General features: G+C 70.8%; 19 protein-coding genes. 12 read left to right on the forward strand and 7 right to left on the reverse strand.

The window, feature by feature from the left end:
* Positions 1–41: 41 nt before the first annotated feature.
* Together ACSIH6_RS00130 and ACSIH6_RS00135 are read left to right on the forward strand one after the other, a co-directional pair.
* Entirely contained in the window at positions 42–974 is a 933-nt protein-coding gene (locus ACSIH6_RS00130) for a type II secretion system F family protein (protein ID WP_435105251.1), read from the forward strand.
* A 13-nt stretch (positions 975–987) separates the two neighbouring features.
* A complete protein-coding gene (locus ACSIH6_RS00135) occupies positions 988–1,902 on the forward strand; it encodes a type II secretion system F family protein (protein WP_435105253.1) in 915 nt (304 codons plus the stop codon).
* 242 nt (positions 1,903–2,144) lie between these two features.
* Here the strand turns inward: ACSIH6_RS00135 and ACSIH6_RS00140 are convergent, their stop codons facing one another.
* On the reverse strand, positions 2,145–3,065 hold the full coding sequence (locus tag ACSIH6_RS00140; protein ID WP_435105256.1) for a nitroreductase/quinone reductase family protein: 921 nt from the start codon (positions 3,063–3,065) through the stop codon (positions 2,145–2,147).
* Between the two features lie 574 nt (positions 3,066–3,639).
* On the opposite strand from ACSIH6_RS00140, the gene ACSIH6_RS00145 reads away from it, so the two are divergent.
* Positions 3,640–4,842 carry a DUF418 domain-containing protein gene (locus ACSIH6_RS00145; protein ID WP_435105258.1) on the forward strand — a complete coding sequence of 401 codons (1,203 nt, stop codon included), beginning with the start codon at positions 3,640–3,642 and terminating at the stop codon, positions 4,840–4,842.
* A gap of 226 nt (positions 4,843–5,068) precedes the next feature.
* Here the strand turns inward: ACSIH6_RS00145 and ACSIH6_RS00150 are convergent, their stop codons facing one another.
* Entirely contained in the window at positions 5,069–7,084 is a 2,016-nt protein-coding gene (locus tag ACSIH6_RS00150) for a serine/threonine-protein kinase (RefSeq protein WP_435105260.1), read from the reverse strand.
* A 230-nt stretch (positions 7,085–7,314) separates the two neighbouring features.
* Positions 7,315–7,668 (reverse strand): ArsR/SmtB family transcription factor, encoded by a 354-nt coding sequence (locus tag ACSIH6_RS00155; RefSeq protein ID WP_061082265.1) that lies wholly within the window; start codon positions 7,666–7,668, stop codon positions 7,315–7,317.
* A 182-nt stretch (positions 7,669–7,850) separates the two neighbouring features.
* Here ACSIH6_RS00155 and ACSIH6_RS00160 point away from each other — a divergent pair, with 182 nt between their 5' ends.
* Positions 7,851–8,858 carry an LLM class flavin-dependent oxidoreductase gene (locus ACSIH6_RS00160; RefSeq protein ID WP_435105262.1) on the forward strand — a complete coding sequence of 336 codons (1,008 nt, stop codon included), beginning with the start codon at positions 7,851–7,853 and terminating at the stop codon, positions 8,856–8,858.
* A 179-nt stretch (positions 8,859–9,037) separates the two neighbouring features.
* On the opposite strand, the gene ACSIH6_RS00165 is transcribed toward ACSIH6_RS00160, so the two are convergent.
* Positions 9,038–10,279 (reverse strand): TIGR04222 domain-containing membrane protein, encoded by a 1,242-nt coding sequence (locus ACSIH6_RS00165; protein ID WP_435105264.1) that lies wholly within the window; start codon positions 10,277–10,279, stop codon positions 9,038–9,040.
* Positions 10,280–11,142: 863 nt separating this feature from the next.
* Here ACSIH6_RS00165 and ACSIH6_RS00170 point away from each other — a divergent pair.
* From ACSIH6_RS00170 to ACSIH6_RS00190, 5 genes are all read left to right on the forward strand, one after another.
* Positions 11,143–11,358 carry a hypothetical protein gene (locus ACSIH6_RS00170; protein WP_435105266.1) on the forward strand — a complete coding sequence of 72 codons (216 nt, stop codon included), beginning with the start codon at positions 11,143–11,145 and terminating at the stop codon, positions 11,356–11,358.
* A gap of 55 nt (positions 11,359–11,413) precedes the next feature.
* Positions 11,414–12,460: an OmpA family protein gene (locus ACSIH6_RS00175; protein ID WP_435105268.1), complete on the forward strand. Its 1,047-nt coding sequence runs from the start codon at positions 11,414–11,416 to the stop codon at positions 12,458–12,460.
* Positions 12,461–12,469: 9 nt separating this feature from the next.
* Positions 12,470–12,997: a hypothetical protein gene (locus tag ACSIH6_RS00180; RefSeq protein WP_435105270.1), complete on the forward strand. Its 528-nt coding sequence runs from the start codon at positions 12,470–12,472 to the stop codon at positions 12,995–12,997.
* A 35-nt stretch (positions 12,998–13,032) separates the two neighbouring features.
* Positions 13,033–13,704 carry an aggregation-promoting factor C-terminal-like domain-containing protein gene (locus ACSIH6_RS00185; RefSeq protein ID WP_435105272.1) on the forward strand — a complete coding sequence of 224 codons (672 nt, stop codon included), beginning with the start codon at positions 13,033–13,035 and terminating at the stop codon, positions 13,702–13,704.
* Between the two features lie 417 nt (positions 13,705–14,121).
* A complete protein-coding gene (locus ACSIH6_RS00190) occupies positions 14,122–16,551 on the forward strand; it encodes a glycosyltransferase family 4 protein (protein WP_435105274.1) in 2,430 nt (809 codons plus the stop codon).
* An 11-nt stretch (positions 16,552–16,562) separates the two neighbouring features.
* Here the strand turns inward: ACSIH6_RS00190 and ACSIH6_RS00195 are convergent, their stop codons facing one another.
* Positions 16,563–17,534 carry a hypothetical protein gene (locus ACSIH6_RS00195; protein WP_435105276.1) on the reverse strand — a complete coding sequence of 324 codons (972 nt, stop codon included), beginning with the start codon at positions 17,532–17,534 and terminating at the stop codon, positions 16,563–16,565.
* A 421-nt stretch (positions 17,535–17,955) separates the two neighbouring features.
* Here ACSIH6_RS00195 and ACSIH6_RS00200 point away from each other — a divergent pair, with 421 nt between their 5' ends.
* From ACSIH6_RS00200 to ACSIH6_RS00210, 3 genes are all read left to right on the forward strand, one after another.
* Positions 17,956–19,056 carry a VldE C-terminal domain-containing protein gene (locus ACSIH6_RS00200; RefSeq protein WP_435105279.1) on the forward strand — a complete coding sequence of 367 codons (1,101 nt, stop codon included), beginning with the start codon at positions 17,956–17,958 and terminating at the stop codon, positions 19,054–19,056.
* A gap of 87 nt (positions 19,057–19,143) precedes the next feature.
* A complete protein-coding gene (locus ACSIH6_RS00205) occupies positions 19,144–20,019 on the forward strand; it encodes a type IV toxin-antitoxin system AbiEi family antitoxin (protein WP_435105281.1) in 876 nt (291 codons plus the stop codon).
* An 806-nt stretch (positions 20,020–20,825) separates the two neighbouring features.
* Positions 20,826–21,722 (forward strand): hypothetical protein, encoded by an 897-nt coding sequence (locus ACSIH6_RS00210; RefSeq protein ID WP_435105283.1) that lies wholly within the window; start codon positions 20,826–20,828, stop codon positions 21,720–21,722.
* Here the strand turns inward: ACSIH6_RS00210 and ACSIH6_RS00215 are convergent.
* Together ACSIH6_RS00215 and ACSIH6_RS00220 are read right to left on the reverse strand one after the other, a co-directional pair.
* Positions 21,715–22,782 (reverse strand): pectate lyase family protein, encoded by a 1,068-nt coding sequence (locus ACSIH6_RS00215; protein ID WP_435105285.1) that lies wholly within the window; start codon positions 22,780–22,782, stop codon positions 21,715–21,717. The two genes, ACSIH6_RS00210 and ACSIH6_RS00215, sit on opposite strands and share 8 nt — an antisense overlap.
* A 458-nt stretch (positions 22,783–23,240) precedes the next feature.
* On the reverse strand, positions 23,241–24,941 hold the full coding sequence (locus ACSIH6_RS00220) for an ABC transporter family substrate-binding protein (protein WP_435105287.1): 1,701 nt from the start codon (positions 24,939–24,941) through the stop codon (positions 23,241–23,243).
* Between the last annotated feature and the right edge of the window lie 33 nt (positions 24,942–24,974).

A 24,974-nucleotide genomic window follows, 5' to 3' on the forward strand; every position in this document is an offset into this window, starting at 1 on the left:
GCGCCCCGGCTGGCGCGTCCCCCGATCGGAATGGAGCTCCGGTGACCTGGCAGTTCGTGGCGATCCTCGGCGGCCTGGCCGTGGTGCTGGCCCTGGCGCTGTGGGCGCTGTGGGAGTTCGTGGCCAGCGCGCGGCACCGGCGGATGATCGCCGCCCGCAGTGCCCTGAACCAGGCCGAGTACGAGGCGTCCACGCCCATGGCGCGGCTGGACGCGGCGATCTACCGCACCCAGTGGGGCGGGCGGCTGTACCGCAGGATCGCCCGGTCGGGCGCGGAGGTGCGCCTGTCCACGTTCGTGCTCGCGCTCCTGGGCGGTTCGCTGCTGGCGGTGATCGTGGTCTGGCAGGTCCTGGCCCCCTTCTTCGGCCTGCTGGCGGCGGCCGGGGTGGCGTTCCTGTTCTTCTCCTACCTGAACCGCGCCGAGGCCAAGCGGCGCGAGGAGTTCACCTCCCAGCTGCCGGACCTGGCCCGGGTGCTGGGCAACGCGACCTCGGCGGGCCTGGCCCTGCCCACGGCCGTGGCGATGGCCGCCGACGAGCTGGACGGGCCCGCGGGCGAGGAGCTGAGCCGCATGGCCGAGTCCATGAAGCTGGGGGCCAGCTTCGAGGAGGCCGTCGCGGAGCTGCGCGAGCGCATGCCCTCCCGCGAGCTGGGGGTCCTGCTGTCCACACTGGTGGTGGCCTCGCGCTCGGGCGGCTCCCTGGTCACGGCGCTGCGCAACATCTCCACCACACTGGAGAACCGCAAGGAGACCCGGCGCGAGGTGCAGACCATCCTCAGCGAGACCACGAGCACCGTGTGGGCGCTGGGGTTCATGTCGGTGGGCGCCCTGTTCCTGATCAACGCCATCGAGCCGGGCATCATGCGCGTCATGACCACGTCCGTGGCGGGGGTGACGGTGCTGCTGGTGGTGGCGGCGCTGTTCGCCATCGGCTTCGTGCTGGTGTCCCGCATCACCAAGTTCGACCTGTGAGGACCGCTCCCCGATGAACGCCCCCCTCTCCCTGCTGGTGCCGCTCGCCGCCGCGCTGGCCAGCGCGCTGGTCGTGCTGGTCGCGTGCTACGGCCTGTACCTGATGATGTCTCAGACCCGGGTGCGGGTGGCCGACCCGGCCGCGCGCCCCACGCGGACCCGGTCCGACGACACGTTCGTGCTGCACCGGATCACCGAGGCGATCGGGCGGCCGTTCGCCCGTTCGCTGCACGCGTCGCTGAGCCAGCGCCGCCTGGTCTCCGTCTCCGAGCGCATCGAGGCGGCGGGGCGGCCGGAGGGGCTGACCCTGGAGCGCTACCTGCGGCGCAAGGTCGGCGAGGTGGCGCTGTACGGCGTCCTGGGCCTGTTGATGTTCGCCGCGGGGAACCCGCTGGTCGGGCTGGTGGTGCTGGCCTTCATGGGGCTGACCGACCTGAGCCTGTACGTGCAGGGCCAGGAGCGCGGTGACAAGGTGCAGTCACAGCTGCCGGACTTCCTGGACGTGCTGGCGGTGACGGTGAGCGCCGGGATGTCGTTCCGGGCGGCGGTGGCCCGGGTGGCGGAGTCGATGCCGGGTGTGCTCGCCGACGAGTTCGCGCTGGCGCTCCAGCAGATGGAGTTGGGCACCTCGCGGCGGGAGGCGTTCGAGATGCTGCGCCGGCGCAACCGCAACGAGTCGTTGAGCAAGTTCGTGACCGCGATCCAGCAGGCGGAGGAGCTGGGCGCCCCGCTCAGCGACACCCTGGTCGCCATCAGCCAGGACATGCGGCGCGCCGACGCCCAGTACATGCGCCGCAAGGCCCAGCGGATGAACCCCCGGGTGACGATGGTGACCGCGGTGACCCTGCTTCCGGGCCTGCTCATCCTCATCGTGGGATCGATGTTCCTGGGCACCGAGGTCAACCTCGGCCTCATCCTGGGCGGCTGACGCGGACGGCCCCTTCCCCGGGGGACGGGGAAGGGGCCTTGCTGGGGTTGGGGGACGGGGGATGTGGACGGGTGGCCACCCGGCACTCATCATGCGTCGCGGAGCGCGACCGAACCATACGTGGTCACTACGTAACTCCTCCACCGCGGAGGGGATACGTAGGGCGCGCCCTCCCGGAGGGCGGCCGGGCACCGGGCGGGAGCCCGCCCGGTGCCCGGCCGTCAACGGTGTCGGTCAGCGCGTCAGGGCGCGGTGGGCGGGAACGGAATGGCGGCCAGGGTCGGGAAGAGCTCGGACTCCTCGTAGTCCAGGTGGGCTTCCAGCTCCCGGGTCATCCGGTTCAGCTCCGCGTCGAACCGCTCGGGGTCGACCGTGGACAGGTCCGCGAGCAGCGCCTCCAGTTCACCGCGGACGCGGTTGACCGCGCGGTGTTCTTCCCGCAACCGCTCGATCACGTCCTCCAGGTGCGGGTTCTGGCTCCCCAGGTGGGGGAACATGAACTCCTCACTGTCGTGGTGGAAGTGCAGGGACTCGCAGAAGGCCAGGCAGTGCTGGCGCAGCTGGAGGTTGAGCCCCAGCGGCGCGGATCCGCCGGTTCCGGAGGCGCGTTCGGCGAGGTAGGCGTCGGCCTCCGCGCGGACGTGCCTGAGCTGATCGCGCAGCCAGGTGTGGACCTCGACGAGCTTGTCGGCGAGGTTGGCGGCCTCGCTCTCCTCGTTGTACGGGCGTTCCAGGGCGACCACCGGCAGGATCCGCTCGGTTCCGGCCTGGTAGTCGGCGTATCCGGAGTCCGTGCGGACGAACTCGGCGAACAGGCGGTCGCGTTCGGCGCCCTCGGCGGGGACGGCGACGGCACCGAAGGTCTCGGTACCCAGTTCCACGCGCACCATGGGGTGGGCGAGGACGTTGCGGTACCAGTCGGGGTGGCGGTCCGAGCCACCCGCGGAGCCGACGACCAGCACGCGGCCGTCGACGCGGACGAACCCGAGCGGGGTGGTGTGCTCGCGGCCGGACCGGGCCCCGACGGTGGTGAGCAGCAGCAGGTCGCCGCCCTCGAACATGCCGCCGACGCGGCCTCCGTTGGCGCGGAACTCCGCCACGACGGGGATGTTGAAGTCGCTGACGTGGGGTTCAGCGGTCCGGACGTGCGGGTTTTCGGTCACAGGTCTCCTTCGAGGTGGTGGTCATGGGCGCGACCGTCCCCGAAGGCACCCGCGGCGGCCCAGGCGCGTGCGCGCACGGGTGGCGGGTGGACGTGACAGGGAGCCCGGGCATGGCCGGGCCGGAAGAGGTCTCCGGGGAGGTCGCGAGAGGTCTGGGCGCGTTCGGGCGCGGCTCGGGCCGGCGCCGTCGGAACGGCTAGACGCGGTCCGCGGTGTGTGTGCTCACAGTGCGCTCCCGGGATGTCAAGGTGCCTCCATACCTACCGACCGGCCCACTGCTCTGTGGTCGGTGGCACGCGACACGGAGGCGAACCTACACCATCGGGCGAGGGAGCGCCACAGGTACGCGGGGAGGCTGTCCGGGCCCGTCGTACGGCGCGACCCGGGTGCGTCGCACGGACGCGTGTGCTTCCCACGCCCGCCGTACGGGCGTGCGTGCCGCGGCCGGGGCATGCTCAGCCCTACCCCGGCGGTGGGGCAGACCCCACGGGTAAGAGGCCCAGCAGCCGTATGGGACGGGGTCGGCGCGGTCCGTAGTTTCGGGGACACACGACCTGAGAGGAAGTCGGACACCGTGAGTCCCCACACCGAGGGCGCCGCTGCGGCGCCCTCCCCCGTACGCGCCCTCGCCCCCGACCTGGCGCGCGGCTTCATGCTGTTGTTCATCGCCCTGGTCAACGCCCAGTTCTTCCTGGTCGGCCCGGACCCGGTGCGCTCCCTCGCCGACCAGGCGGTGACCGTCGTCCAGACGACACTGGTCAGCGCCCGCGCCATCCCGTTGTTCGCGTTCCTGTTCGGGTACGGGATGGTGCGGATCGCGCACCGTGTGCGCGAGGGCGGGGGCGGGTGGATCCACGTGCGGGTCCTGTTACGACGGCGCGGCTGGGTGATGCTGGTGATCGGTTTCGCACACGGCGTCCTGCTGCTGCCGGTGGACATCGTCGGCGCCTACGGGTTGGCGCTGCTGCTCTTCATGGGCCTGGTGCGGGCACGGGACACCACACTGCTGTGGACGGCGGGCCTGCTGGCCGCGAGTTCAACCGCCCTGCTCACGACCCTGACCGCCCTGTTGGCCGACGCCGAAGGGGAGGCCTCCGTCGACGCGCTGTCCCTGGCCGAGGGCGACTTCTGGCTCGCCACCGCCGAACGGTTCCAGGAGTGGCTGCTGCACACGCCGTTCACCATGCTGACCGTGGCACTGCCCATGATCGTCCTGGGTGTGTGGGCCGGGCGCCGGCGCGTCCTGGAGGAACCCGGGGGGCACCGGGTACTGCTGGTCCGCACGGCCGTGTTCGGCCTGGGACTGGGGATCACCGCCGGTCTGCCGAGCGCGCTGGTGTACGCCGGGGTCTGGACCGGACTCTCCCCGTTGACGGAGGGCCTGCTGGCGGTCCTGCACGAGGCGGCCGGGTGGGGCGGCGGACTGGGGTGGGCCGCCCTGATCACGCTGTTCGCGGCCCGGCTGGGCACGCGCCGGGGAACCGCCGTGACGGCGGTCGCGGCGGTGGGACAGCGGTCACTGACCTGCTATCTGGCGCAGTCGGTGATGTTCACTCTGGTGTTCGCCCCCTACGCCGCGGGGCTGGGGGCGAGTCTGGGGACCACCGGCGCGGCGGGGGTGGCGGTCACCACGTGGCTGGCGACGGTGGTCCTGGCGGAGGGGCTGCGCCGGTCGGGGCGGCGCGGTCCGGCCGAGACGCTGCTGCGCCGCCTGACCTACGCGGGGACGTCGCACTCGCCCGCGCCGTGGCGCGGGTCCCTGGGGGACGGGGCCTAGGCGCGGTCGACGGAGGCCGTTCCCCCGGCAGGCCCGGGAAGCGGTTCCCGGGGACCGTCCCGCTGTCCCGCGCCGGGTCCTGGCGCGGCATGCGGGGGCCTCGGCCCCGGCGAAGCGTGTGGAGTCCCGCCTCCGGCCGAACACGCGGGAACGGGAAGCGGAGCACGGTCAACGGTCACAACCTGCGCGGGAGTCCACCGGTCCCCGTGCCGACCGGCTCCCGTGCTCAGTCGCCGACGGGAGCGGGAGCGGCGGGCTGGACCTGTCCGGGCTCGGGGAGACCCAGGTCGGGGGCCCCGTCGAGCTCCACGAACGTGTACCGCGTGTACCACCGCTCCGGTTCGGGAGCGGCAGGGCCCAGGAACGACGCGGGAACCTCCTCCGGGACCGGGCGCCCGTTGAGGACCCCTCCGCCAGCGCCCTCCGTGGCGAAGCTCAACGGGACCCCGTCCTCGGTGGCCACCAGGACGAACGACGTGTCCGCCTCCCCCGGCCCGCCCGCGGCGGGGAACGTGCCCTCCACCCGGATCGCGGGCACGCCGTCGGGGGCCGCGCCGCCCAGGTGGCCGAAGGCGTCCTGGGCGGGCGGGGGCGCGGCGAGGACCACCTCCTCCTCCGCGGTGACGGTCCCCTCCTCCGCGGCGCGGACGAGCGGTGCGACGACCTCCGCCGGCGCGAACATCTCCTCCGCCAGCCCCGGCTCGGCCCCGTACCAGGTCGGCGCTCCGTTCCACGCGGAGTTCTCCGCGCGCAGCAGGTCGCCCTCGACCATCAGCAGGTCGCTGGTGCGCGCGCCGCTGACGGTACTGGTCCAGCGCAGCGCCTCCGGCGGTCCCGCCTGGTAGAGCACCCGGTCGAAGAGGGTGGGGTCGGTACCGGTGGGAAGCGGCTGGCCGTAGCCCCCGCCGTTCCCGGCGTGGGTGAGCAGGGTGAGCTCGAAGGAGTCCGCGGCCAGCAGGGTGTCGAGCGAGGCCGCCACCAGCTCCGCTCCGCTGAGGGGTCCGGTCGGCGGGTTCCCTCCGGTGGCCTGCTCCGACCCGGAGCCGGAGTCGGCCGTGGTGGTGTCCGACCCCCCGGACAGGGCGTTCAGGAGCAGGTGGCCGCCGCCGACGGACACGGCCAGGAGCACGGCCGCGGCGACCACCAGAACGGGAAGCCCGCGCCGGACTCCCGCGCGGCGGCGCCCGCGCGAGCGTCCACCGGTCGCCCGTCCACCGGTCCCCCTTCCACCGGTCGTCTGGCCACCTGTCGCCCTTGCGCCGGTTCCGTGCTCACCGGTCCCACCGTCCCGGGCGGCGTCCAGGGCGGAGCTGATCCACGCCGCGGGCTGGTCGCGGTCCGCGTCCACGCGCGGCCAGTGGGCGCGGACGAGCGCTCGCAGGCGGTCCGCCCACACGTCGGGGGTGGCGCTGTCCTCCACTCCCGCCAGCAGCAGGCACTCCAGGTAGGCCTCCTCCGCCGGAGGGCGCCGCCCCGGGTCCGCCGACAGCGCCCGAGCCAGCAGGGGACGCAGCCCGTCGGGCACGTCGGCGAGGTCGACGGTGTCCTCCCTGGCCCGGCGGGCCGCCTCCGGCGGTGCGGCGTCCGTACCGAACGGCGCGTGCCCGGTCGCGGCGAGCACCACCAGGCAGGCCCAGGAGAAGACGTCGGAGGCGGTGTCGGGCCGCGCGCCCGCGTAGCGCTCCGGGGCCAGCCAGCCGACACTGCCCGCGGTGGTCAGGGAGTCCGCGTCGTCGACCCTGCGGGCGATCCCGTGGTCCACCAGCCGGGGGCCTTCCGGGGTCAGGACGACGTTTCCGGGTTTGACGTCCCCGTGCGGTACACCCGCGGCGTGGACCGAGGTCAGCGCCTCGGCGGTTCCCGCGGCCAGCACCAGGAGGGCGGGCTCGGGGACGGGTCCGTCCTCGCGCACACGGCGGGCCAGGTCGGGGCCGGAAAGGTACTGGACCGATGCCCACGGCCGCCCGTGGAAGGTTCCGCTGGCGTTGACGCCCACGGCACACACCCCGACGGCCCGGCGCAGGAGGGTGATCCTGCGGTCGGGGTCCGCGGCCGGAACCCACTCGGCGTGGGCGACCCTGAGGGCGACCGCCTCGCCGTCCGGGGCCACGGCGGCGTAGACCACGCCCATGGTGCTGCCGCCGAGGCGACCGATCAGCCGGTGGCCGCCGATCTCGGCGGGATCGCCTCCGGTGAGCGGGCGCACGTGCGCCGGAAGGGAGGCTGGCGGGTTCGGAGCCATGGGGGGGACGCCTTCCACTCTCCTGGGCCGGGGGAGCGCGCTGCCTGGACCGCCGACCCATGGTTGCGTACACCTGCTGGGTACCGACCGTACATTCCCGGGCATACCCCGTGCCGGGCCGATCCACGAGCGTTCCGGGGCGCGAACCGCGCTCCGGGCGACCGGGCCCCGGCAACCGGACAACGCCCCGTGGTCGTCTCCGGCACGGACCACGCCTACGCCCCCAACCGCTAGCGGACGGAAGCGCCGTCCTCACCGGAACGCAGGGCCATGGCGTCGCGGCACGCCAGCACCGACTCCAGCAGGCCGGGGAAACGCCCTTCGAGCTCCTCGTCGCGCAGCGAGATGAAGCACCGCGTCCCCTCGGTGCGGTTCTGCACCAGACCGGCGTTGCGCAGGATCTTCAGGTGGTGGCTCAGCGTCGACTGGGCGATGGGCAGGTCGATGTCCTTCCAGGCGTGCTCCCCGTCCATGTCGGCGAGCATCCGCACGATCCGCAGCCGGGTCGGCTCGGCCAGCGCGGCGAGAACCGTGACCAGTTCCACCTCGTGGAGGGCGGGGTGCGCGTGCTCCCTGGGAGCCAAGGCGGTCCTCCTCGTACGGCGCCCGGCCGGGACCAGGCGAGATTTGGCTCGTGGACAGTCGGAAGTGTACCTTCGTAATTCGATGTTCGTCGAATATCGAACGCGCAGGCCGACCGGGGAAGCGGATCCTCCCGTCACGGCCTCGCAGCCGGACCCGCCACGCAACAGGGGGAAGAGCCACCATGTCCGACGTCGCGCTGTCGGTGCTCGACCACGCCAGCATCGCCGAGGGGTCCACGCCCGGTGACGCGCTACGTTCCGCCAGGGAACTCGCCCAGCACGCGGAGCGGCTGGGCTACAAGCGCTTCTGGCTCTCCGAGCACCACAACATGCAGGCCATCGCGAGCGCTGCCACGTCCGTCTCCCTGGGCTTCATCGCCGAGGGGACCTCCACCATCCGGATCGGCGCGGGCGGTGTCATGCTGCCCAACCACTCGCCCCTGGTGATCGCCGAGCAGTTCGGCACTCTGGAGTCGCTCTACCCGGGACGGGTGGACCTCGGCCTGGGCCGCGCGCCGGGCACCGACCCCCGCACGATGATGGCGCTGCGCCGCGACCACAGCGCCTCGGCGACGTTCCCCAACGACGTGCAGGAGCTCCAGGCCTACTTCGAGCCCGCCGAGCCCGGTCAGCCCGTACGCGCCATCCCCGGCGAGGGACTGCGGGTGCCGCTGTGGATCCTGGGGTCCAGCCTCTTCGGCGCCCAGCTGGCCGCGCAGCTCGGCCTGCCCTACGCGTTCGCCTCGCACTTCGCCCCGGACGCGCTGTACGAGGCGCTGAAGGCCTACCGGACGACCTTCCGTCCCTCCCAGCAACTGGAGGAGCCGTACGCCATGGCGGGGGTGAACGCCTTCGTCGCCGACACCGACGAGGAGGCCCAGCACCTGTTCACGACGATGCAGCAGGCGTTCCTCGGCACCCTGCGCGGTGCGCGGGGACGGCTGCGCCCGCCGGTGGAGAACCTGGACACCGCATGGCGCCCGGGGGAGAAGGAACGACTGGACCACATGCTTCGTTACTCGTTCGTGGGTTCCCCGGAAACAGTCCGTCGCAAGCTCGAGCTGTTCGTCGCTGACACGGGCGTGGACGAGCTGATGGTGTCGTCGATGATCTACGACCAGAAGGCTCGCCTGCGCTCGTTCGAGTTGCTGGCGGAACTGGCCGACCTCAAGCGTCCGGACCAGGGCTGACCCCACCTCCCCGCACAGGGAGACGGTCAAGGGTGGCGGCGCCGAATCTGTAGGCAGGCAGTGGCGCCGCCTTCCCGGTGCGGGGATGCCGGGCGGGGTTTGCGCAGAACCCCGCCCGGCTCCTGGTTCCGGAGCGCGGTGAGGCTCCGGGCCTGGCTGGGACGTTCGGGTGGAGGGGTTCAGTCTCCCCCGCCACCACCGCCGCCGTCTCCCCCGCCGGAACCGCCGTCGCCGCCTCCCCAGCCACCACCGGAGCCGCTGCCGCCGGACCCGCCGTCACCTCCCCAACCTCCGCCGTCTCCGTAGTGACCGAAGTCACCACCCCAGCCCTCACTCCCGGAACTGCCGCCGCCCGAACGGTCGCCGGAACCACCCGGTCCCTGGCACAGATCGGCGAACGAGCACAGGGTCTCCAGGCTGACGGAGTCGGGGCCCGTGCCGCCTGTGGCTTCGGCACCGCTCGGGTCTCCCCCGCCTCCCGTGTGGGCGGTGACGGGGATCGGGTCCTGCTGGAGCTGCGCGGACTCCTGGCCCGACCGGGTCCCGCCGACCTGCTGGCGGGACGCGGACGCGCGCAGCGAGCGAAAGCCCGTGACCGCCGTGTGTCGGACCGCGTGGTCACGGGACATCCCGTCGTCGGGGTGAGTGCCGGTGGAGTCCGCTCCGGCGGACCCGGCCGCCGAGGCGCCGTACCTCTGGCGGGCCAGCTCCAGCACCGCGTTCCCGGCGGGGGTGTTGGGGCTGAGCGAAGGGCCTCCGGTCGCCGTCATGACCACCTGGGAGGCGACCAGGACAGCCGACGCGCTCAGCCCTCCGGCGAGGAGGCCGAGCGCGATGGCACCGGGCTCCGCGAGGAAGAGCACGGCCGAGCCCCCGGCGGCGACCAGGAGCGCGACGGACCGCGTCCACCGGATCGTCCTCGGGGCCCTCTCGCGACGCCGCAGCGCCCGTCGGAGCCGCGGGGAGTCGACGATCAGGCCGGACCCGGCGAGGCCGGTGCGCAGCTTCTCCACGCCCTGGCCGGCGACGATCCGGCGCAGCATCTCCAGGGCGCTGACGCCGACGCGCTTGCGAAAGACCTTCACCAGCTCTCGGCGGACGGCGCCTTTCTCGTGCGTGTAGGGGCGGGAGGGGCCGACGAGGGTGAAGAGCCCTCCGGTGGACTGCTGGCGGATACGGCCGTGCAGGAAGGCGTCCATGACCGCGGTCTCCCCCACACGGACCGGGCCTCCCGCGAGCAGGGCCAGCTCGTTCGGTTCGAGTTCGTCCGGGTCGGGCGGGGGCTGGTGGGCGGGCGAGGGAGCGCGGAGCGCTGACCTGAGGGCTGAGTTGCCCTTCAGAATCGCGGAGAGCGGAATGCCTCCGATCACCAGTCCCACGATCAGGGCTGCCACCAGGGAAAGGGCCACGCTGGGGTCCAAGCCGCCACCTCTTGTCTTCGGTCTCGGGGGTTGAGGGTGGGAGTGGAAGTGGGGGTGGGAATCGTGAGGGTCGGGGGTGTGGGGGGATCGGGGAGTCGGGGAGAGGAAGTACGGACCGGGGAAGGGTGCCCGGCCGGGGTGTGTGAGCCGGGCCGGGGATGTGGGCTGGGCTAAGAATCGGGGGCGGAGATGGGGCCCAGGACTGGGATCGGAGCCGGGGTCTGGACTGGGGTTCCGAAGTCGGAACGAGGAGACGAGGATTTCGAAGATCGGGGTTCTGATTGTGGGGATGCTGATCGAAGGCACCTGGTTCTGCCTCGCGCCGTCGGAAACCAGAGGAAGCCCCAGCAGGTCGGGGATCGCGTCCGAGCGAGGAGCGGTGTGTCTCCCACAGGCATCTTTGATCCCTCTGCCCTCTCCGGTCACCGTGGCGCCTCCGCTCGGAAGCGAGGTTCCATCCAACACCGGGTGCTTCGGAGAACCCAACGGTGATCTGGTATTTCCCGCCCGTCCATGGCGCCCCCGTAGCACACGTGTCATCATGGTGACCCGCCGACCACCAAACGTGACCCCGTCTCGGCGAGGGACTGTGACCGCGCATCGACCCGACCACCGGCTTCCGCCTGGGCGTTATCCAGCCCTGTGGACAACGTGTGGTTTCAGGGCCCATGGGGCATCCTGAAGGAAGATGGCCACATCCGGTCAGAAGGCGGGATGGCGTCGGTGTTCATGCCGGATAGTGGGACTCCGTGAGCACTCGCCGCCCACGTACTCCCCCGGTGGCCTGCGGGCAGGGGACCCACCTGCTCAAGGACCGCAGAGATGTGGTGCCGTAAGACCCCCTCCCCAAGGAGTTAAGCCCCGTGAACAGCCTGACCAAACTCTGGGTGACGCTGAGCACCTTCCTTGTGCCAACCTCCAAGGAGGAGGACAAGGGCGCCGGAATCGTCGAGTACGCCGCAATCCTCATTCTCGTTGCGGCGATCGCGGTTGGTATCTGGGCTTTGGGTATTCCTGACCAAATCAGGCAGGCCATAGGGTCCTCTGTTGACCAAATCCTCCAAGGGCCAGCGGAATAAGGCCACTCACATCAACCAGAGATTCTTGGATTCCCATAAGAAAAGTCGGGAATAGATGCATCAGGAAAAACCCTCCCCCCAGGAAAGAGAAACTATAAGCTTGCTGCCCTTAGGGGCCGCGCTGACTTCACTGGCCTTGCTCACTTCTGGCTGCGTCATTGACTCAGAAACCCCTACCCAAAACGACCAGGGGAAAGAAAATCCAAATAACCCAAGCCCTTCGGCCGCCAAAGAAGAAGATGAAGGGCAGGCAATTGCCAGTAGCGCCAGCAGCTCCTCTGACATAGGATCCAACCTCCAGGTTGATATCTATGCCCTCGAAAGAGTCGGAGACAGCTTACTCAGACTTCGCTTGGGAATCACGAACAAATCCAACCAAGAGTATTACCTTTACGCCGGGCTGGCCGATTCAGAAAATCCCTACACAGCCAGCCGGGTCACTCTTATTGACGCAGAAAACCAAACCCGACACCTGAGTCACAACCAGAGTGACGGTTCATGCTTTTGCCTTCCCTTTGAAGGTTCCATTGAAGGTGGGGAAACCGTGGAAACTTGGGTTATTTACCCCGAACCCCCACCTGAAGTTGAAAGAATGACCGTAGTCACCCCCCTGACACCACCTTTTCTCGACATTCCTATAAGCACTTCATCAGAAACCTTAGAGAGCCAAGGGATTTCAGAGCCAGAAATCCGTGATCTCACCATGATTTCTGATAATACCGAGGACCAAACCGGACGTACCGAAAGCAACGACGAAGTCAGCATCATCCTGTCTTCTGACGTACTCTTCGAGACAAACAGCGCGGACCTCAGCCCCGACGCAGAGGAAATCATACAGCAGGTCGCCAGTGAAATTGATGACGCAAGCTCCTCCACAGTGAGCATTGATGGACACGCAGACAACACCGGCAACGAGTCCATCAACCTTCCACTCTCACAGAAGCGCGCAGAAACTGTCGAATCAGTTCTTGCGGATTTGGTCACCAGAAGCGGAATCAGTTTTGAGGTAGAGGGCCACGGGGCCAGCGAACCCATCGCCAACAACGATACCGAAGAGGGCCGCGAGCGCAACCGACGAGTCAGCGTCACCTTCGAAAAATAGGAGGCATCGATGCGAAAGGCCGCAAGGAAACTCGGCCCCATCACGGCCATCTCAATAACAGCAATCGTTTTCTCTATAGGTGCAAACGCCTCAGCAGCACCCACCCAAAATGATTTCGAAGTCCTCGGCACAGCCACCGGAAACGAAACAAACTCCTCTTCCCTGACCGCAGAGGTAAATATCGCGGAAGAAAACGAGTCCGGAAACCTACTTGCAGTGACATGGAGCATAGAAAACTCTGGAAGTGAACCAATAGTTCTCACATGGCTCACCGATCTGTCATATACATACAGCGGCGGAGCCTATTTCTCTGGAATCACCGCCTTTTCTCCAGAAAATGGAACCCGTTATCATCCAATCATGGATGGCGCGGGGGAATGCCTGTGCGCGGGCAATGTTTCAAACGATTTCAAGCAGCGTGTCGACTCTGAGGAAAAAATGACATACTGGTCCATGTACTCGGTTCCGAGCGACCTTGAGACCATCTCCGTGGAAATCCCCGGATTCGACCCCATCGAGGACATCCCCATCTCCTGACGTCCCCCACCACCCAGATCGCCTAGGAGGCGGCGTTGCCCACCCCCCACCGCCCCGAACTCGGGGACACCCGACGGCCCTCCCCCACCGGGCCACCCGGGCGGTCCGGCGAGCGCAACGGGCCGCCGAGGCGGCACCGGGGCGGCCGGTTCCTGCAACGGCTCCGCCCTGCCCGGAGAGCGGAGGGCGACCGGGGCGCGGCTTTCGTCGAGCTGGCGGCGGTCACCGTGCTGGCCGCGGCGATCATGGTCGCGGTATACCAGCTCGAACTCAGCCAGACCTTCAACAGCGGGGTCCGGCAGATGGTGTGCCTGGTCGAGGGCCCCGGTTGCGGTGACGAGACCTGGGTGGACGCCGACCGGCCGGAGGAACCCGAGGAGTACGAGTGGGGCCAGGGCAACTCCAACGCCCTGGAGAACGAGACGCTCGCGATGGACATGGCCGCGGACCGCGGCTGGACCGAGAACGAGTGGGAGTGCCTGAGCAACCTGTGGAACGTCGTCTCCCACTGGGACCACACGTTCGTCAACACCGAGACCGGTGACCACGGCATCTCGGGGTTCAACCCGGCCAGGCACGGCTCCATGCCCGAGGGCTTCCGCGAGAGCCCGTCGGCACAGATCTCCTGGGGGATGAGCCACATCGACGACGCCTACGGTTCGCCCTGCGCCGCCTGGACGTACTGGGAGGACACCGGCACCTACTGAGGGCCGTCCACCCCCTCCCCCGCCCGTCTCCCTAAGCCGCCCGCGCCTCTGGTTGTCAACCCTCCGCGCGCTCCCCACGCGCTCCCCTGCGGGACGGCTCACCTCCGCACGGAGGCTCCGCGCTTCCTTGCACCCGCGTTTCTCCCTGCGCCCGCGCTTCCTCACACCCGCGTTCCCTTACACGAGCACCGCTCACGGAATCGGGTGCGTCACCTTCGCGGCATGTTAAGGTTCCGCAAAACACCCACAGAAATTGGTAAATACCAGGGTCTTATCAGACATAAGGGGCATTTCTCTCTGCGGAGCGTTCGTACCCTGAACGTTCCCACGCCGCCCCGCCGGGGGCTCTGGTGTGGAAGACGGGCACCGCTGCCGTCTCGTGGGGGCACGGGTCGGCACTGACCACACGGGGGTTCGGTGAAGATCGCCTATCTGATCAACGACATGTACGGCATCGGCGGAACCGTTCGCACCGTCGCCAACCAGGCGGCGGCGCTGTCCGCACGGCACGAGGTCGAGATCGTCTCGGTGTTCCGGCACCGCGCGGAGCCCGTTCTGCCCGTACCCGCCCAGGTGAGCCTGCGCCCGCTCGTGGACGTCCGTGGGTACGACGGCGCTGACGGTACGGGAACCGACGGCCGCCCGCTGTACGAGGGATCGGAACGGGCCGGTGTACCACCGCTGCTCTTCCCACCGGAGGACGCACGCGGTCCCACACACAGCCGCCTGACCGACGACCGGTTGGAGGAGTACCTGGCCACCACCGACGCCGACGTGGTGGTGGGCACCCGGCCGGGACTGAACGTGGTGATCGCCCGGGCCGCTCCGAGTCGGGTGGTCAAGATCGGCCAGGAGCACCTGACCTACGACCAGCACTCCGAGCCGCTGCGCCGGGTGATGGAGGACGCCTACCCCCACCTGGACGCCTTCGTGACCGTGACCGAGGCCGACGCGCGCACGTACCGGGACCGGATGCCGATGCCTCGGGTGCGCGTGCTGTCCATCCCGAACTCGGTGCCCGCGCCCGCGTTCACCGCCAACGGACACAACAGCCGCACGATCGTGTCCGCCGGGCGGCTGGCCCCCAGCAAGCGGCACGACCTCCTGGTGCAGGCCTTCTCCATGGTCAGCGAGGACTTCCCCGAGTGGACGCTGCGGATCTACGGGCGCGGCAACCGGCGTGCGGCGCTGGCCCGGCTGGTGAACTCGCTCGGGCTCCAGGACCGTGTGTGGCTGATGGGCGCGCACCCCCGCGTGGAGGAGGCCTGGGCCCAGGGTTCGTTCGCGGCGGTGACCTCCAGCGAGGAGCCGTTCGGGATGACGATCGTGGAGGCCATGCGTTCGGGGCTCCCGGTGGTGAGCACCGACTGCCCGCACGGTCCGGCGTCGATCATCCGCGACCGCGAGGACGGGCTGCTGGTGCCCAACCGGTCCGCCCCGGGGATCGCCGACGGGCTGGCCCAGCTGATGGCCGACGACGAGCTGCGCCAGCGGATGTCGTCCGCCGCGCTGACCGGCTCCGAGCGCTTCGACCCCGCCAACGTCATGCTGATGCACGAGGAGCTGTTCTCCGACCTCTCCGGCTACGAACCGCCTCCGCCGCGGGCGTCGGTGCCCGCGCCGCGCCCCGAACCGGCCGCCGCCTGCCGGGTGCGCGTGGACGGGGACGGGGTCGCGGTGCTGTCGTTCACCGACCTGCCCGACCGGGTGGTGCTGACCCTGGAGGGGAAGCGGGTGGAGCTGGAACCGGACGGCAGCGGCGACGTGGTCGTGGACGCCGCGCGCGCCCGGCTGGCCGCGCGCACGTGGGAGGTGCTGCGGCTCGACGGCGACCGGGAGACCCCGGTCCACGACGTGGAGATCCGCCAGCACGGCTTCCCGTTGGACCCGGAACGGGTCGGACGCCTGTCCCTGGTGCTGCCCTCCCGTTCGGCGAAGGGCCGTCTGGTCCTGCACGTGAGGCGCTCGGCACACCACGCCGAGGTGGAGCACGTGGAGTCGGCCGACGGGCTGATCACCGTGCAGGGCCGGGTGCTGGGCCGCGCCGCCCCGGACGCCCACGCGCGCCTGGCGGTGCGGCTGCGCACTTCGCCCGGGGCCCTGCGGGAGTTCTCCGCGCCGGTGGCCGGTGACGGCCGCTTCACGGCGGTGGTGGATCCCGAGGTCGTGGTGCACGGCCGGTACGGCGAGTCGGAGAAGTGGGAGCTGCGCCTGGTGCTCTCCGACGGGACCGAGTGCACCATGGGACGGCACCTGTCCGGTGTGGCGGGCTACCAGAAGATCATCCGGTACCCGGACCAGAAGGTGGAGCGGGACGAGGGGTCCGGTTCGCGGGTACGCCCCTACTACACGGTCAACGACCGCCTGGGGCTCGTGACGTCGCCGCTGGCGCCCACCCTGGATGTGGACGGCGTGCGGGCGAGCCCGGCGGGGCGCCGCGGCAGCCGGCTGCGGTTCGAGGTGCGCCTGGCCTCCCCGCTCCCGGAGGGCGCGGAGTACGCCGTGGAGGTGGTGCGCGGCACCGACGTGGGCCAGCGCTTCCCGCTCCGCGCCGGGGGCGGTTCCGCCTCCGGCGGCCGTCTGGTGGGCTCCCTGCCGCTGCTGGCGCGGACGGAGTACGGCGGGCCCGGAGCGATCCGGGCCACGTGGCAGCTGCGGCTGCTGGCGGGGCCGTCGGGGGCTCTGGGACGTCTGGGCGCCACAGCGGTCCCGGACAGCACCTCGCGCCGCTGGAGCCACGGTCCGTACGTGCGCTCGGCGACCGTGACGCCCCTGGGTTCCGGTGACCTCCAGGTCACCGTCGCCGACGTCCACGTGTGGGAGGCCGTCCGGCGACGGATGCCCTGACCCGGGGAGCCTCAGGCCTGCCCGGTGCGGATCATGCGCTGGGCGAGGCTGAGCCGGTCCAGCAGCCAGTCGGGCAGGTGGTCGGCGCCGCGGGGAAAGTGCTGGATGTCCTGGTGGAAGTTGCGGGGGTCGGGTTCGAAGTCGAACTCGGGCGGGGCGTCGTGGTCGAAGTGCGCCCCGATCTCCCGCGACTCCTGCACCGTGAAGCGGGCCGTGAACCACGTGCCCTTGCCCGGCTGGTACATCCCGGTGCGCAACTGGTCCAGCAGCCTCCCGACCTCGGGGAGGAGCAGGTCCCACTCCGTGCCGCCGTCCGGTCTGCGCACTCTCACCCGTGACGAGGAGACCCCGAACAGGCCCCGGTAGTCGACGACGACCTCCTTCCAGGGGCCGTGGACCGAGTCGAGGGTGCGGTCCACGATCTCCTGGACGGTGTCCATCATCTCCTCGGGGGTCATGTCCCCCGGGGACATCCGCGCCTGCGGCTCGGGACGCGAGGCGATGAGCAGGCTCCAGGGCGACCCGCCGTCCTGCGCCTCGGGCACGCGGTCGCCCTGGAGCCGGTCCCGCAGCCAGGCGGGGACGTGCTCGTCGTCGCGCGGGAAGTGCTCCAGGTCGAGCAGGTAGCTGGCGTCGTCCCGCGGCTCGTCGAAGTGCGGCTCGTTCTCGTAGTCGTAGCGGATCCGGTAGCTCGCGGGCCGGTCGATCTCGTAGTAGGCGGTGTACCAGGTACCCGTCCCCTCGGCGTACATCCCCGCGCGGATCTCCCGCAGCCGCTCCAGGGTGGACAGCGGCGGGATCCAGCCGCTGCTGCGCCCGCCCTCGAACATCACCTCGAAGAGGGCCGTCTCGCAGGCGCCCAGTCCGGAGTACACGAGCCGGAGCTTGACCCAGTCGTCGGGGGCCGCCCGGAGCAGGTCCGTCCCGATCCTGCGGAGGAGCTCGTCCTGTTCGACGGGGGTCATCGCTTTACGGGCGCTCATGTCCTCGCCTTCGCTTCTTCTGCGGTGGGATGGGTACGAATCCGACCACGCACCACGACTCGACACGCGCCGGACAGTGTCCATCCTCCCTGTGCGGAACCCGCCGTGGGCCCCACACCCGCCAGAAACACGCCGGACAATTCCCACGAAGTCGTGCGGCCGCGTGGTCCGGCGCGGACGGCTCCCCACCCGTCGCGCCGTCACTTCACGTCCGAACAGGGCGAACACCCCTCACACCGGCCCCAGAAGGGGCCACTGTCGTCCACAGGCCCTACCGCTTCCCGACATGCCCGGATAAGCTGCGCTGGTCGGGACGTTGTCCGGGCGTGTTCGCGTGCTCACCACGCGCGACGCGGCCCGGTCCTCCCCCCTCCCCCGCTCCCCTCCTCCCGGGGGCGCCCCCTCCCCTGATGGAAAAGGCATGGGACTGCGACGGATCCTCCCCCACACCGCACCTCCGACCGGGCGGCGCACGCCGGGCAGAGGCGACGACGGACAGGCCAACGTCCTGCTCCTGTTCGGGCTCACCCTGGCCCTGCTCGCGCTGACCCTGCTGTTCGTGCGGGTGGGCGCCGCCAACGACCAGCGCTCGCGGACCCAGACCGCGGCCGACGCCGCCGCGCTGGCGGCGGTGGGCGCCCTCCAGGAACGGGCCGCGCAGGACATCGTCGACGGCGCCTACCCCATGCCCTGGTTCGACGAGGAGGCCGCCGAGGCGCGTGCCGAGGAGTACGCGCGGAGCAACGGGGCGGTCCTCACCGACATCCGCGCCAGCGACAACGTCATGGGACGCAGCGGAAACATCGTGCGGGTGGAGGTGCGCGGCGCCGTGTGCCAGCGCGAACTGGAGGAGGACGGGTCCCGGCACTGGAACGACGTGGTCTGCGACGGCAGCGAGGAGGAGACCAGCACCGTCGTCGGCAACGCCTCGGCCATCGCCATCGTCCGCATCCCCCACGAGTGCGGGCGCGACGGGGGCGAGCTGGTCTGCGACGGCGGCACCGTCGACGACCTCGCCTCCGCCAAGCGCCTGATCGACGTGCACCTGGTCGACCAGGAGGGCCGCTACAGGTTCAACCCCGACTTCGTCGGAGGGGGCGGACCCACCGTGGACTGCGCCGCGCTGGGATCGCTGCACCCCATCATGTGCGCGGCGCACCAGCGCCTCCAGCAGGAGTTCCCGGGCTTCTACCTCTCCGCGGGCGGCCAGCGCACCGAGCCGGGCAGCGACCACCACACCGGCGAGGCGGTGGACTACATGATGGCGGAACTGGGCAGTGTCCCCACTCCGCAGATGCACGCCACCGCCATCACGGTGATCGACTGGGTGATCCAGAACTCCCACCAGCTCGGGGTCAAGGGCATCATCTACGAGCAGCGCATCTGGAACGCGACCGGCGGGAACCCGGACCCGGTGGGCCCCTGGGCGAGCGTGAGCCGTCCCATGCAGGACAGGCAGAGCAACACCCAGAACCACATCGACCACATCCACCTGGCGGCGGGCGTCGGTTTGATGCAGTGACCGGGCACCGCGCGGGGATCCGGGGAGTTGTCCACAGGTGACGGGAAGGGCTTGCCGGAGCGGCGTCAGCCCCCGAACCTGGAGGGTATGACAGTCCGTGAGCACACCCTTCCCGACCGTTCCCTCCTCCTGCGCACGCTCGCGCCGATCGTCGGCCCGATCTCCCCCGACGCGGTGGTCTGCGACGTCACCGCCTCCTACGTCTGGGGCGTGGACCTGCACCCGGCGGGCACCCGGGCCACACGCACCCGCCCGCACGTGGCGGTCCCCCGGGGTGTGCGCACCAGCGGCATGCCGGTGGTCGCCCACCGGGAGCACGTACCCGCCGCGGACCGCGACGTGGTGGAGGGCGTGCGCGTCACCACTCCGGTGCGCGCGGCCGCCGACGTCGCCGCCCGCGCGCCCTCGGTCTTCGTGGCCACGGCCCGCCTCGACGCCTTCCTCTCCCGGGGGCTGGTCACCAGGGGCGACCTGGTCCGCGCCACCCACCGGGTCCGCTCCCAGCGGCAGCTGAGGCAGCTGCGCACCGCCCTGCGCTACTCCTCGGAGCTGAGCCGGTCGCCCGCCGAGTCGTGGACGCGTGTGCTGGTCCTGGAGGCGCTCCTGCCCCCTCCCCTCCCGCGGTGCCCGGTCGTCACCGAGGAGGGCGTGTTCCACACCGACCTCGGCTGGCCCGACCAGCGGGTGGCACTGGAGTACGACAGCCTGGAGTTCCCCTCCTCGACTGTGGCCAGGGCGAGCGACCGGGTCCGGTACGCGGCGATGCGGGCACGGGGCTGGGAGGTGGTCTCGGCGAGCGTGCACGACCTCCAGTCGCGGCCGGGACGGCTGCTGCGCCGCATCCTGCACACGCTCACCCGCCAGGGCTGGTCGTGCCCTCCCGAGCACCTCCGGCTCATCCGGAGTCGCGTGCGCGCCTACGAGAGGGAGCCGCCCCAGCTGTTCGACCCCCGGCCGCTCTAGACGCTACGGAGCTCAACAGTGCGGGGCCCGGGCCGCGACCGGGCACGACGCGACAGGAGGTGGACACGTGGACCGGGGCAACACCCCGCTGGAGTACGCCGCCCTGCTGCTGGCGGTGCTGTCCCTGTTCGTGGCGGCCGCCGCGCACGGAGCGCTGGAACGGCTCCCCGCGGAGCTGAGGGGAGCCGTGCACCGGGCGCTGGGCGGCGCGCCCGGTCCCCGCCCCGCGGACGGCACGAACACCGGTGACGGTACGGCCACAACCGGCCACGAACCCGCGCCGGACGAGAACTGGAGGCTGGACCCCGCGGCCGCCGCGGAGGCGGTCCTGCGCTGCGCCCGGGCGGGTGCCCTCCCCGAGCCGGTGGCCCGGACGGACTGCGCGCTGTCCCTCCTGGGCCTGCTGGACGCGCGGGTGCTGGAGGCCACCGTCCTGCGGTTGCAGGGCGAGGATCTGCACGAACTCTTCCGCAGCCCGTCCTTCGGTGCCTCCGCCGCGGCCCGGACCGCGGTCCGGCTGCTGTGGGAGCACGCCGCCGAGGAGACCCTTCGGCGGCTGTCGCGGACCCGCACCTTCGGCTTCCTCGAACCGTTCCTGGAGTCGCCCCACCGCGACTGGGTGCTCACTTTCGTGGATGTCGGAAGTGAGCACGTGCGTGGGACCATCGAACGAAACACTGCGTCACCGCGTCGTACCACCCGTCACCCTCCGATGCCAGACGAAGACGATCCGCAAACCCCCCGCGTCCCCCGGCGGTCGCGCGAAGATCCGCAGAAACGAGGCCCAGGCCGTGTCGGTTCCGTCGATGCCGCACCCCTCCGACCCCGACGAGCAGCCCTCCCCGGGAGGGCGGCCCAACTGGCTCGTCTCCCTCCTCATGGTGCTGGTCTGCCTGGCCGTGGTCGCCAGCGGATGGGCTGCGGCCCGGCTCGTCGTGGGCGATCCCCTCCCCCCGCTGGACGTCGCGGAGGGCCCCGAGTCCCGGCCGCCGCGGAGCGGATTCGCCCGTACCGCGGCGGACCCCGAGGACGCCGAGGCCTACCTGGAGGCCGCCGTCGAGCTCGTGGAGGACTCCTCGGCCTTCCACCTCACCTTCACCGTGCACGACGGGGAGACCGATCCGCGGGACGCGCCGGAGCCCGGCGCCGGATCCGCCGACGCACTCTCCGAGCCGCCCGCGACCCACCCCACGGCCGCGGCCGGACCGGCGACGTCGGGCCGCGGGCAGGCCATGTACGACGCCGGGGCCGAGCCGGAGTTCGATCACTACTTCTCCACCGCGGACGGGTTGGGCGTGTACCGCTACGACGTGGGCGGCGGCCAGCTCATGATGACCGCCGACCGGGGCCTGGAGCTGCTGGACCCGCCCAGCCACGCCGACCGGTACCTGTGCTCGCGCGCGTACGGGTCGGCCAAGCTGCGCGAGGTACTCGACACCTCCGCCGACCTCGCGCTGGAGGGACTGGAGGAGGTGAGCCTGGAGTGGCCGGAGCTGCGCAGCACGCACAGCGCCTACCACTACACGGGCACGTTCACGGCGATGCTGGGCGGCTACGACCCCGAGACCGGGCGCAACACCCTCACCACGGTCAGGGACGCCGAGTTCGAGCTGTGGATCGACGAACAGGGGTACCCGCGCAGGTTCGACTACCGCACCGGGACCGGTGTCGGGGAGAGCTACGAGTACCACTCGTTCAACTGACCCCGGCCTCCGCCGAGACCACGTCGGGGACGCGGGCGGTGTCGTCCATCTCGTAGGCGTAGGGCGGGTCGGCGACCTCGCCGAGCAGGTCGGGCTGCGCGGAGTCCACGAGCAGGTTGTCGCGGGTGACCACGTTGCCGGGCTCCTCCTCCGCGGTGGACACCGAGAGCCGGGTGCCCTCGAAGTAGTTGCCCTCCACCAGGACGTTGGAGTCGTCGGCCGACTCCACCCCGTACTCCTCGTTGGCCCGGAAGTAGTTGTTGAACACGTGCACGTGCTCGGCGAACCGCGCCCTGGGGTGGCGGCCCGCCGTCCCGTCGAAGTAGTTGTGGTGCACGGTGACCCGCAGCGCGCCCGGCTCCTCCTCCCCGCCGCCGACGGCGAGCGCCGACTCGGCGTCGGCGAAGTGGTTCCAGGACAGGGTGACGTGGTCGGCGCCTTCGGTCACCGAGACGAGGGGGTCCTCCCCGCCGCCGGAGAACGTGGAGCCGTCCACCCACACGTGGTGGGCCCCGCCGCGCACGGCCACCGCGGTCCCGTCGGCCTCCATCCGCAGGTTGGACAGGATGACGTTGCTGGCCCCGTCGACCACCAGCCGACCGCCGGTGAGCTCGGCGCCGCCCTCGACGCCCACGAGGGTCTTGTCCGAGCCGACCTCCACCGCACCGTCCAGGTCGATCGGTCCGGTGACCTGGACGGTGAGCGGCTCCTCGGCGGCCAGGTGGTCGGCCAGCTCCCCGGCGTCGGAGGCCGTGACGGTCTCCCCCTCCGCACCGCCGACCGCGCCCGGGTACTCCTCGCCGTCGCGCTCCAGCGGCTCACCCGCCCAGCCGACCGGCCCACCCCGTTCCCCCTCCGGTGTCTCCCCCGGAGTTTCGTCCGGGGTCTCTCCCGGGGCCTGCTCCGCCGGGGATCCGGACTCGTCGGCCTCCGTGTCCGGCTCGGCGGCGGCACCGGTCTGCGGCTGCGTCGCGGCCTCCTCCTCTTCCTGTGAACACGAGGTGAGGGCAGCGCACAACAGCGCCGCCGCGGCCGCGGCGGCGATCGGGTGAGGTCTCATCAAGGGCTTTCCAACGCAGCGGGACAGGGGGTGTGGGGGCTGGGGCGCTGCCGGGCGGCGGCGTGGGCCCGTGGCGGCGTCGCACGGCCACGGGGGGGGGAGCACGGGCCTCCCGGCGGACGGCCCCGGCGTTCCCGGTCGTCCACCTACCCGGACAGACGGGCGGGGTGGGCCGGAAACGATGCCTAGACCTTGCCACAGCCGGGTCCGCGGTCCCAACCCCAGCCCCCGCCCCAAGGCAGCGCACGCGCGGCGTGTGGGGGACGACACACCGCACGGGGGCCACACGGCTGGAACGGCGCCGATCCGCACGGGGCGCGGCACACGGCCGGGGCCGGTGCTGAGCCGCGCGGGAGGCGCGACAGCCCCGAGCGGCGCACGGCGAAGGGCGCCGGCCCCCGCACGGGGGCCGGCGCCCTGACACTCCCGCTCACGCGGCGGGCGGTGACGTCACGGGGTTACTCGGAGGCCCAGCCGATGTCCTCGTAGACGTAGTCGGAGGCCAGACCGAACTCCCCCCAGTTGTGCAGGTCCTCGTTCATGACGTAGAGGCCGGGACGCTCGAAGAAGGGGATGGTCGCGACCTCCTCCCACAGGAGGCGGTCGATCTCGTTGGCGAGTACGGCGTAGCGGTCCGGGTCGGTCTCGGCACGCATCTCGACGAACTTCTGGTCGATCTCCTCGGTCGAGGTACGAGCGAGGTTGTTGCCCCACTCCCCGTTCTCGTCCGGCATGCCGTAGTTCTCCTGGGCGTCACCCGCGTAGGGGTTGGAACCGGCGAGGACGTACGTGGCGACCTCGTAGTTGCCGGGGATGACGTACTCGGAGAACAGGGCGTTGTTCGGCACCTGTTGGACCTTGACCTCGATGCCGATCTCAGCGAGCATGTCACGGCCGATCTCAGCCTCGTCCTGGGCGATGGCCATGTCGTCCGAGGCCACCCAGTCCAAGGACAGTGTCTCGCCCTTCTCGTTGGTGCGGAACTCGGCGCCCTCCTCCAGGGTCCACCCCGCCTCGTCGAGCAGCTCCGCCGCACGCTCGGGGTCGTACTCGCCGTACCCCTCGCTGTTGTCCTGGTAGCCGTTCTGGCTAGACCGGAGCAGGCGGTTGGTCTCACCGGTGATCGGCCAGTCGACCGCACCCAGGGCGATCTCGGCGAGGGCGCCGGTGTCCAGGCCCAGGGAGATCGCGTGGCGGACGCGAACGTCCTCCAGGTTCGGGCTCGCGCCGTTGAGCGAGGCGAACCGGTAGGCGTGGTTGACGGCCCGGGTGAAGTAGGTGCCCTCCCGATCTCTGAGCAGCTCGTAGCCGGCCGCGTCGTAACCGAGGTAGAAGCCGTCGATCTCACCGTTGTTGAAGGCGCCGGCCATGGCGTCGGCGCCCATGGCGTCGAAGACGATCTCGTCCAGCAGCGGCTCGGTGCCCCACCAGTCCTCGTTCTTCGTGATCGTGATGCGCTCGGTGACGTCGTCGAACTCCACGTTCCCGAAGGGCCCCGCGGTGACGGGGTAGTCCTTGACGTAGCCCTCCTTGAAGAGCTCCTCGTCCTCCATGTACTCCTTGGGGTACAGCGGGGAGAACAGGGACGGCCACTCGGCGAAGGGCTCGTCGAACCTCAGGGTGAAGGAGTACTCGTCGTCTCCGGGGACGAACTCGGTGACCTGGTCGTACCCGTCGGTGCCGCCGAGCTCCCAGTCGCCCTCGCGCGAACCGCTGACGGTCTCGACCTGGGCCTCGTAGTCCTCGGAGGTGATGGGCTCACCGTCGGACCACACCGCGTCGGGGTTGAGCTCGTAGAAGACTTCGAGACCGTCGTCGCTGACCCCGAAATCGAGGACGAAGTCCTCGTTGGGAGAGGGTAGTCCCTCGGCGTCGTACCGGGTCGGATTGGGCAGCACCGCGGCGCTCACACGGCGCACGTTGGCCATGTTGCCCTGGGTGTGCCACATGTTGTGCTGCTGGTCGTAGGCGTTGATGGCCCACACGAAGCTGCCGCCCTCCCGCAGGTCCTCGCGGGGCGCGGGGTTCAGGTCCTCGGCAGCGAGGGAGGCCACCTGCTCCTGGGCGTCTTCCTGGTCGTCACCACCTCCGCCACAGGCGCTGGCCACGAGGACCAGTGCCGCGGCCGGGGCGAGGTAGCGCACCTTCCCGATTCGCATGGGGATTTCCTCTCTGGGGTGATGCAGCCAGCG

Origin of the sequence: Nocardiopsis synnemataformans (assembly GCF_965343085.1) — a bacterium.
GTDB lineage: Bacteria > Actinomycetota > Actinomycetes > Streptosporangiales > Streptosporangiaceae > Nocardiopsis > Nocardiopsis alborubida.

Coding starts and splice junctions, on each gene's coding strand:
- ACSIH6_RS00205 (WP_435105281.1), top strand. CDS start 19,144: ATGACAGTCCGTGAGCACACCCTTCCCGACCGTTCCCTCCTCCTGCGC.
- ACSIH6_RS00175 (WP_435105268.1), top strand. CDS start 11,414: ATGCATCAGGAAAAACCCTCCCCCCAGGAAAGAGAAACTATAAGCTTG.
- ACSIH6_RS00210 (WP_435105283.1), top strand. CDS start 20,826: ATGCCGCACCCCTCCGACCCCGACGAGCAGCCCTCCCCGGGAGGGCGG.
- ACSIH6_RS00135 (WP_435105253.1), top strand. CDS start 988: ATGAACGCCCCCCTCTCCCTGCTGGTGCCGCTCGCCGCCGCGCTGGCC.
- ACSIH6_RS00160 (WP_435105262.1), top strand. CDS start 7,851: ATGTCCGACGTCGCGCTGTCGGTGCTCGACCACGCCAGCATCGCCGAG.
- ACSIH6_RS00150 (WP_435105260.1), bottom strand. CDS start 7,084: ATGGCTCCGAACCCGCCAGCCTCCCTTCCGGCGCACGTGCGCCCGCTC.
- ACSIH6_RS00220 (WP_435105287.1), bottom strand. CDS start 24,941: ATGCGAATCGGGAAGGTGCGCTACCTCGCCCCGGCCGCGGCACTGGTC.
- ACSIH6_RS00180 (WP_435105270.1), top strand. CDS start 12,470: ATGCGAAAGGCCGCAAGGAAACTCGGCCCCATCACGGCCATCTCAATA.
- ACSIH6_RS00195 (WP_435105276.1), bottom strand. CDS start 17,534: ATGAGCGCCCGTAAAGCGATGACCCCCGTCGAACAGGACGAGCTCCTC.
- ACSIH6_RS00215 (WP_435105285.1), bottom strand. CDS start 22,782: ATGAGACCTCACCCGATCGCCGCCGCGGCCGCGGCGGCGCTGTTGTGC.
- ACSIH6_RS00200 (WP_435105279.1), top strand. CDS start 17,956: ATGGGACTGCGACGGATCCTCCCCCACACCGCACCTCCGACCGGGCGG.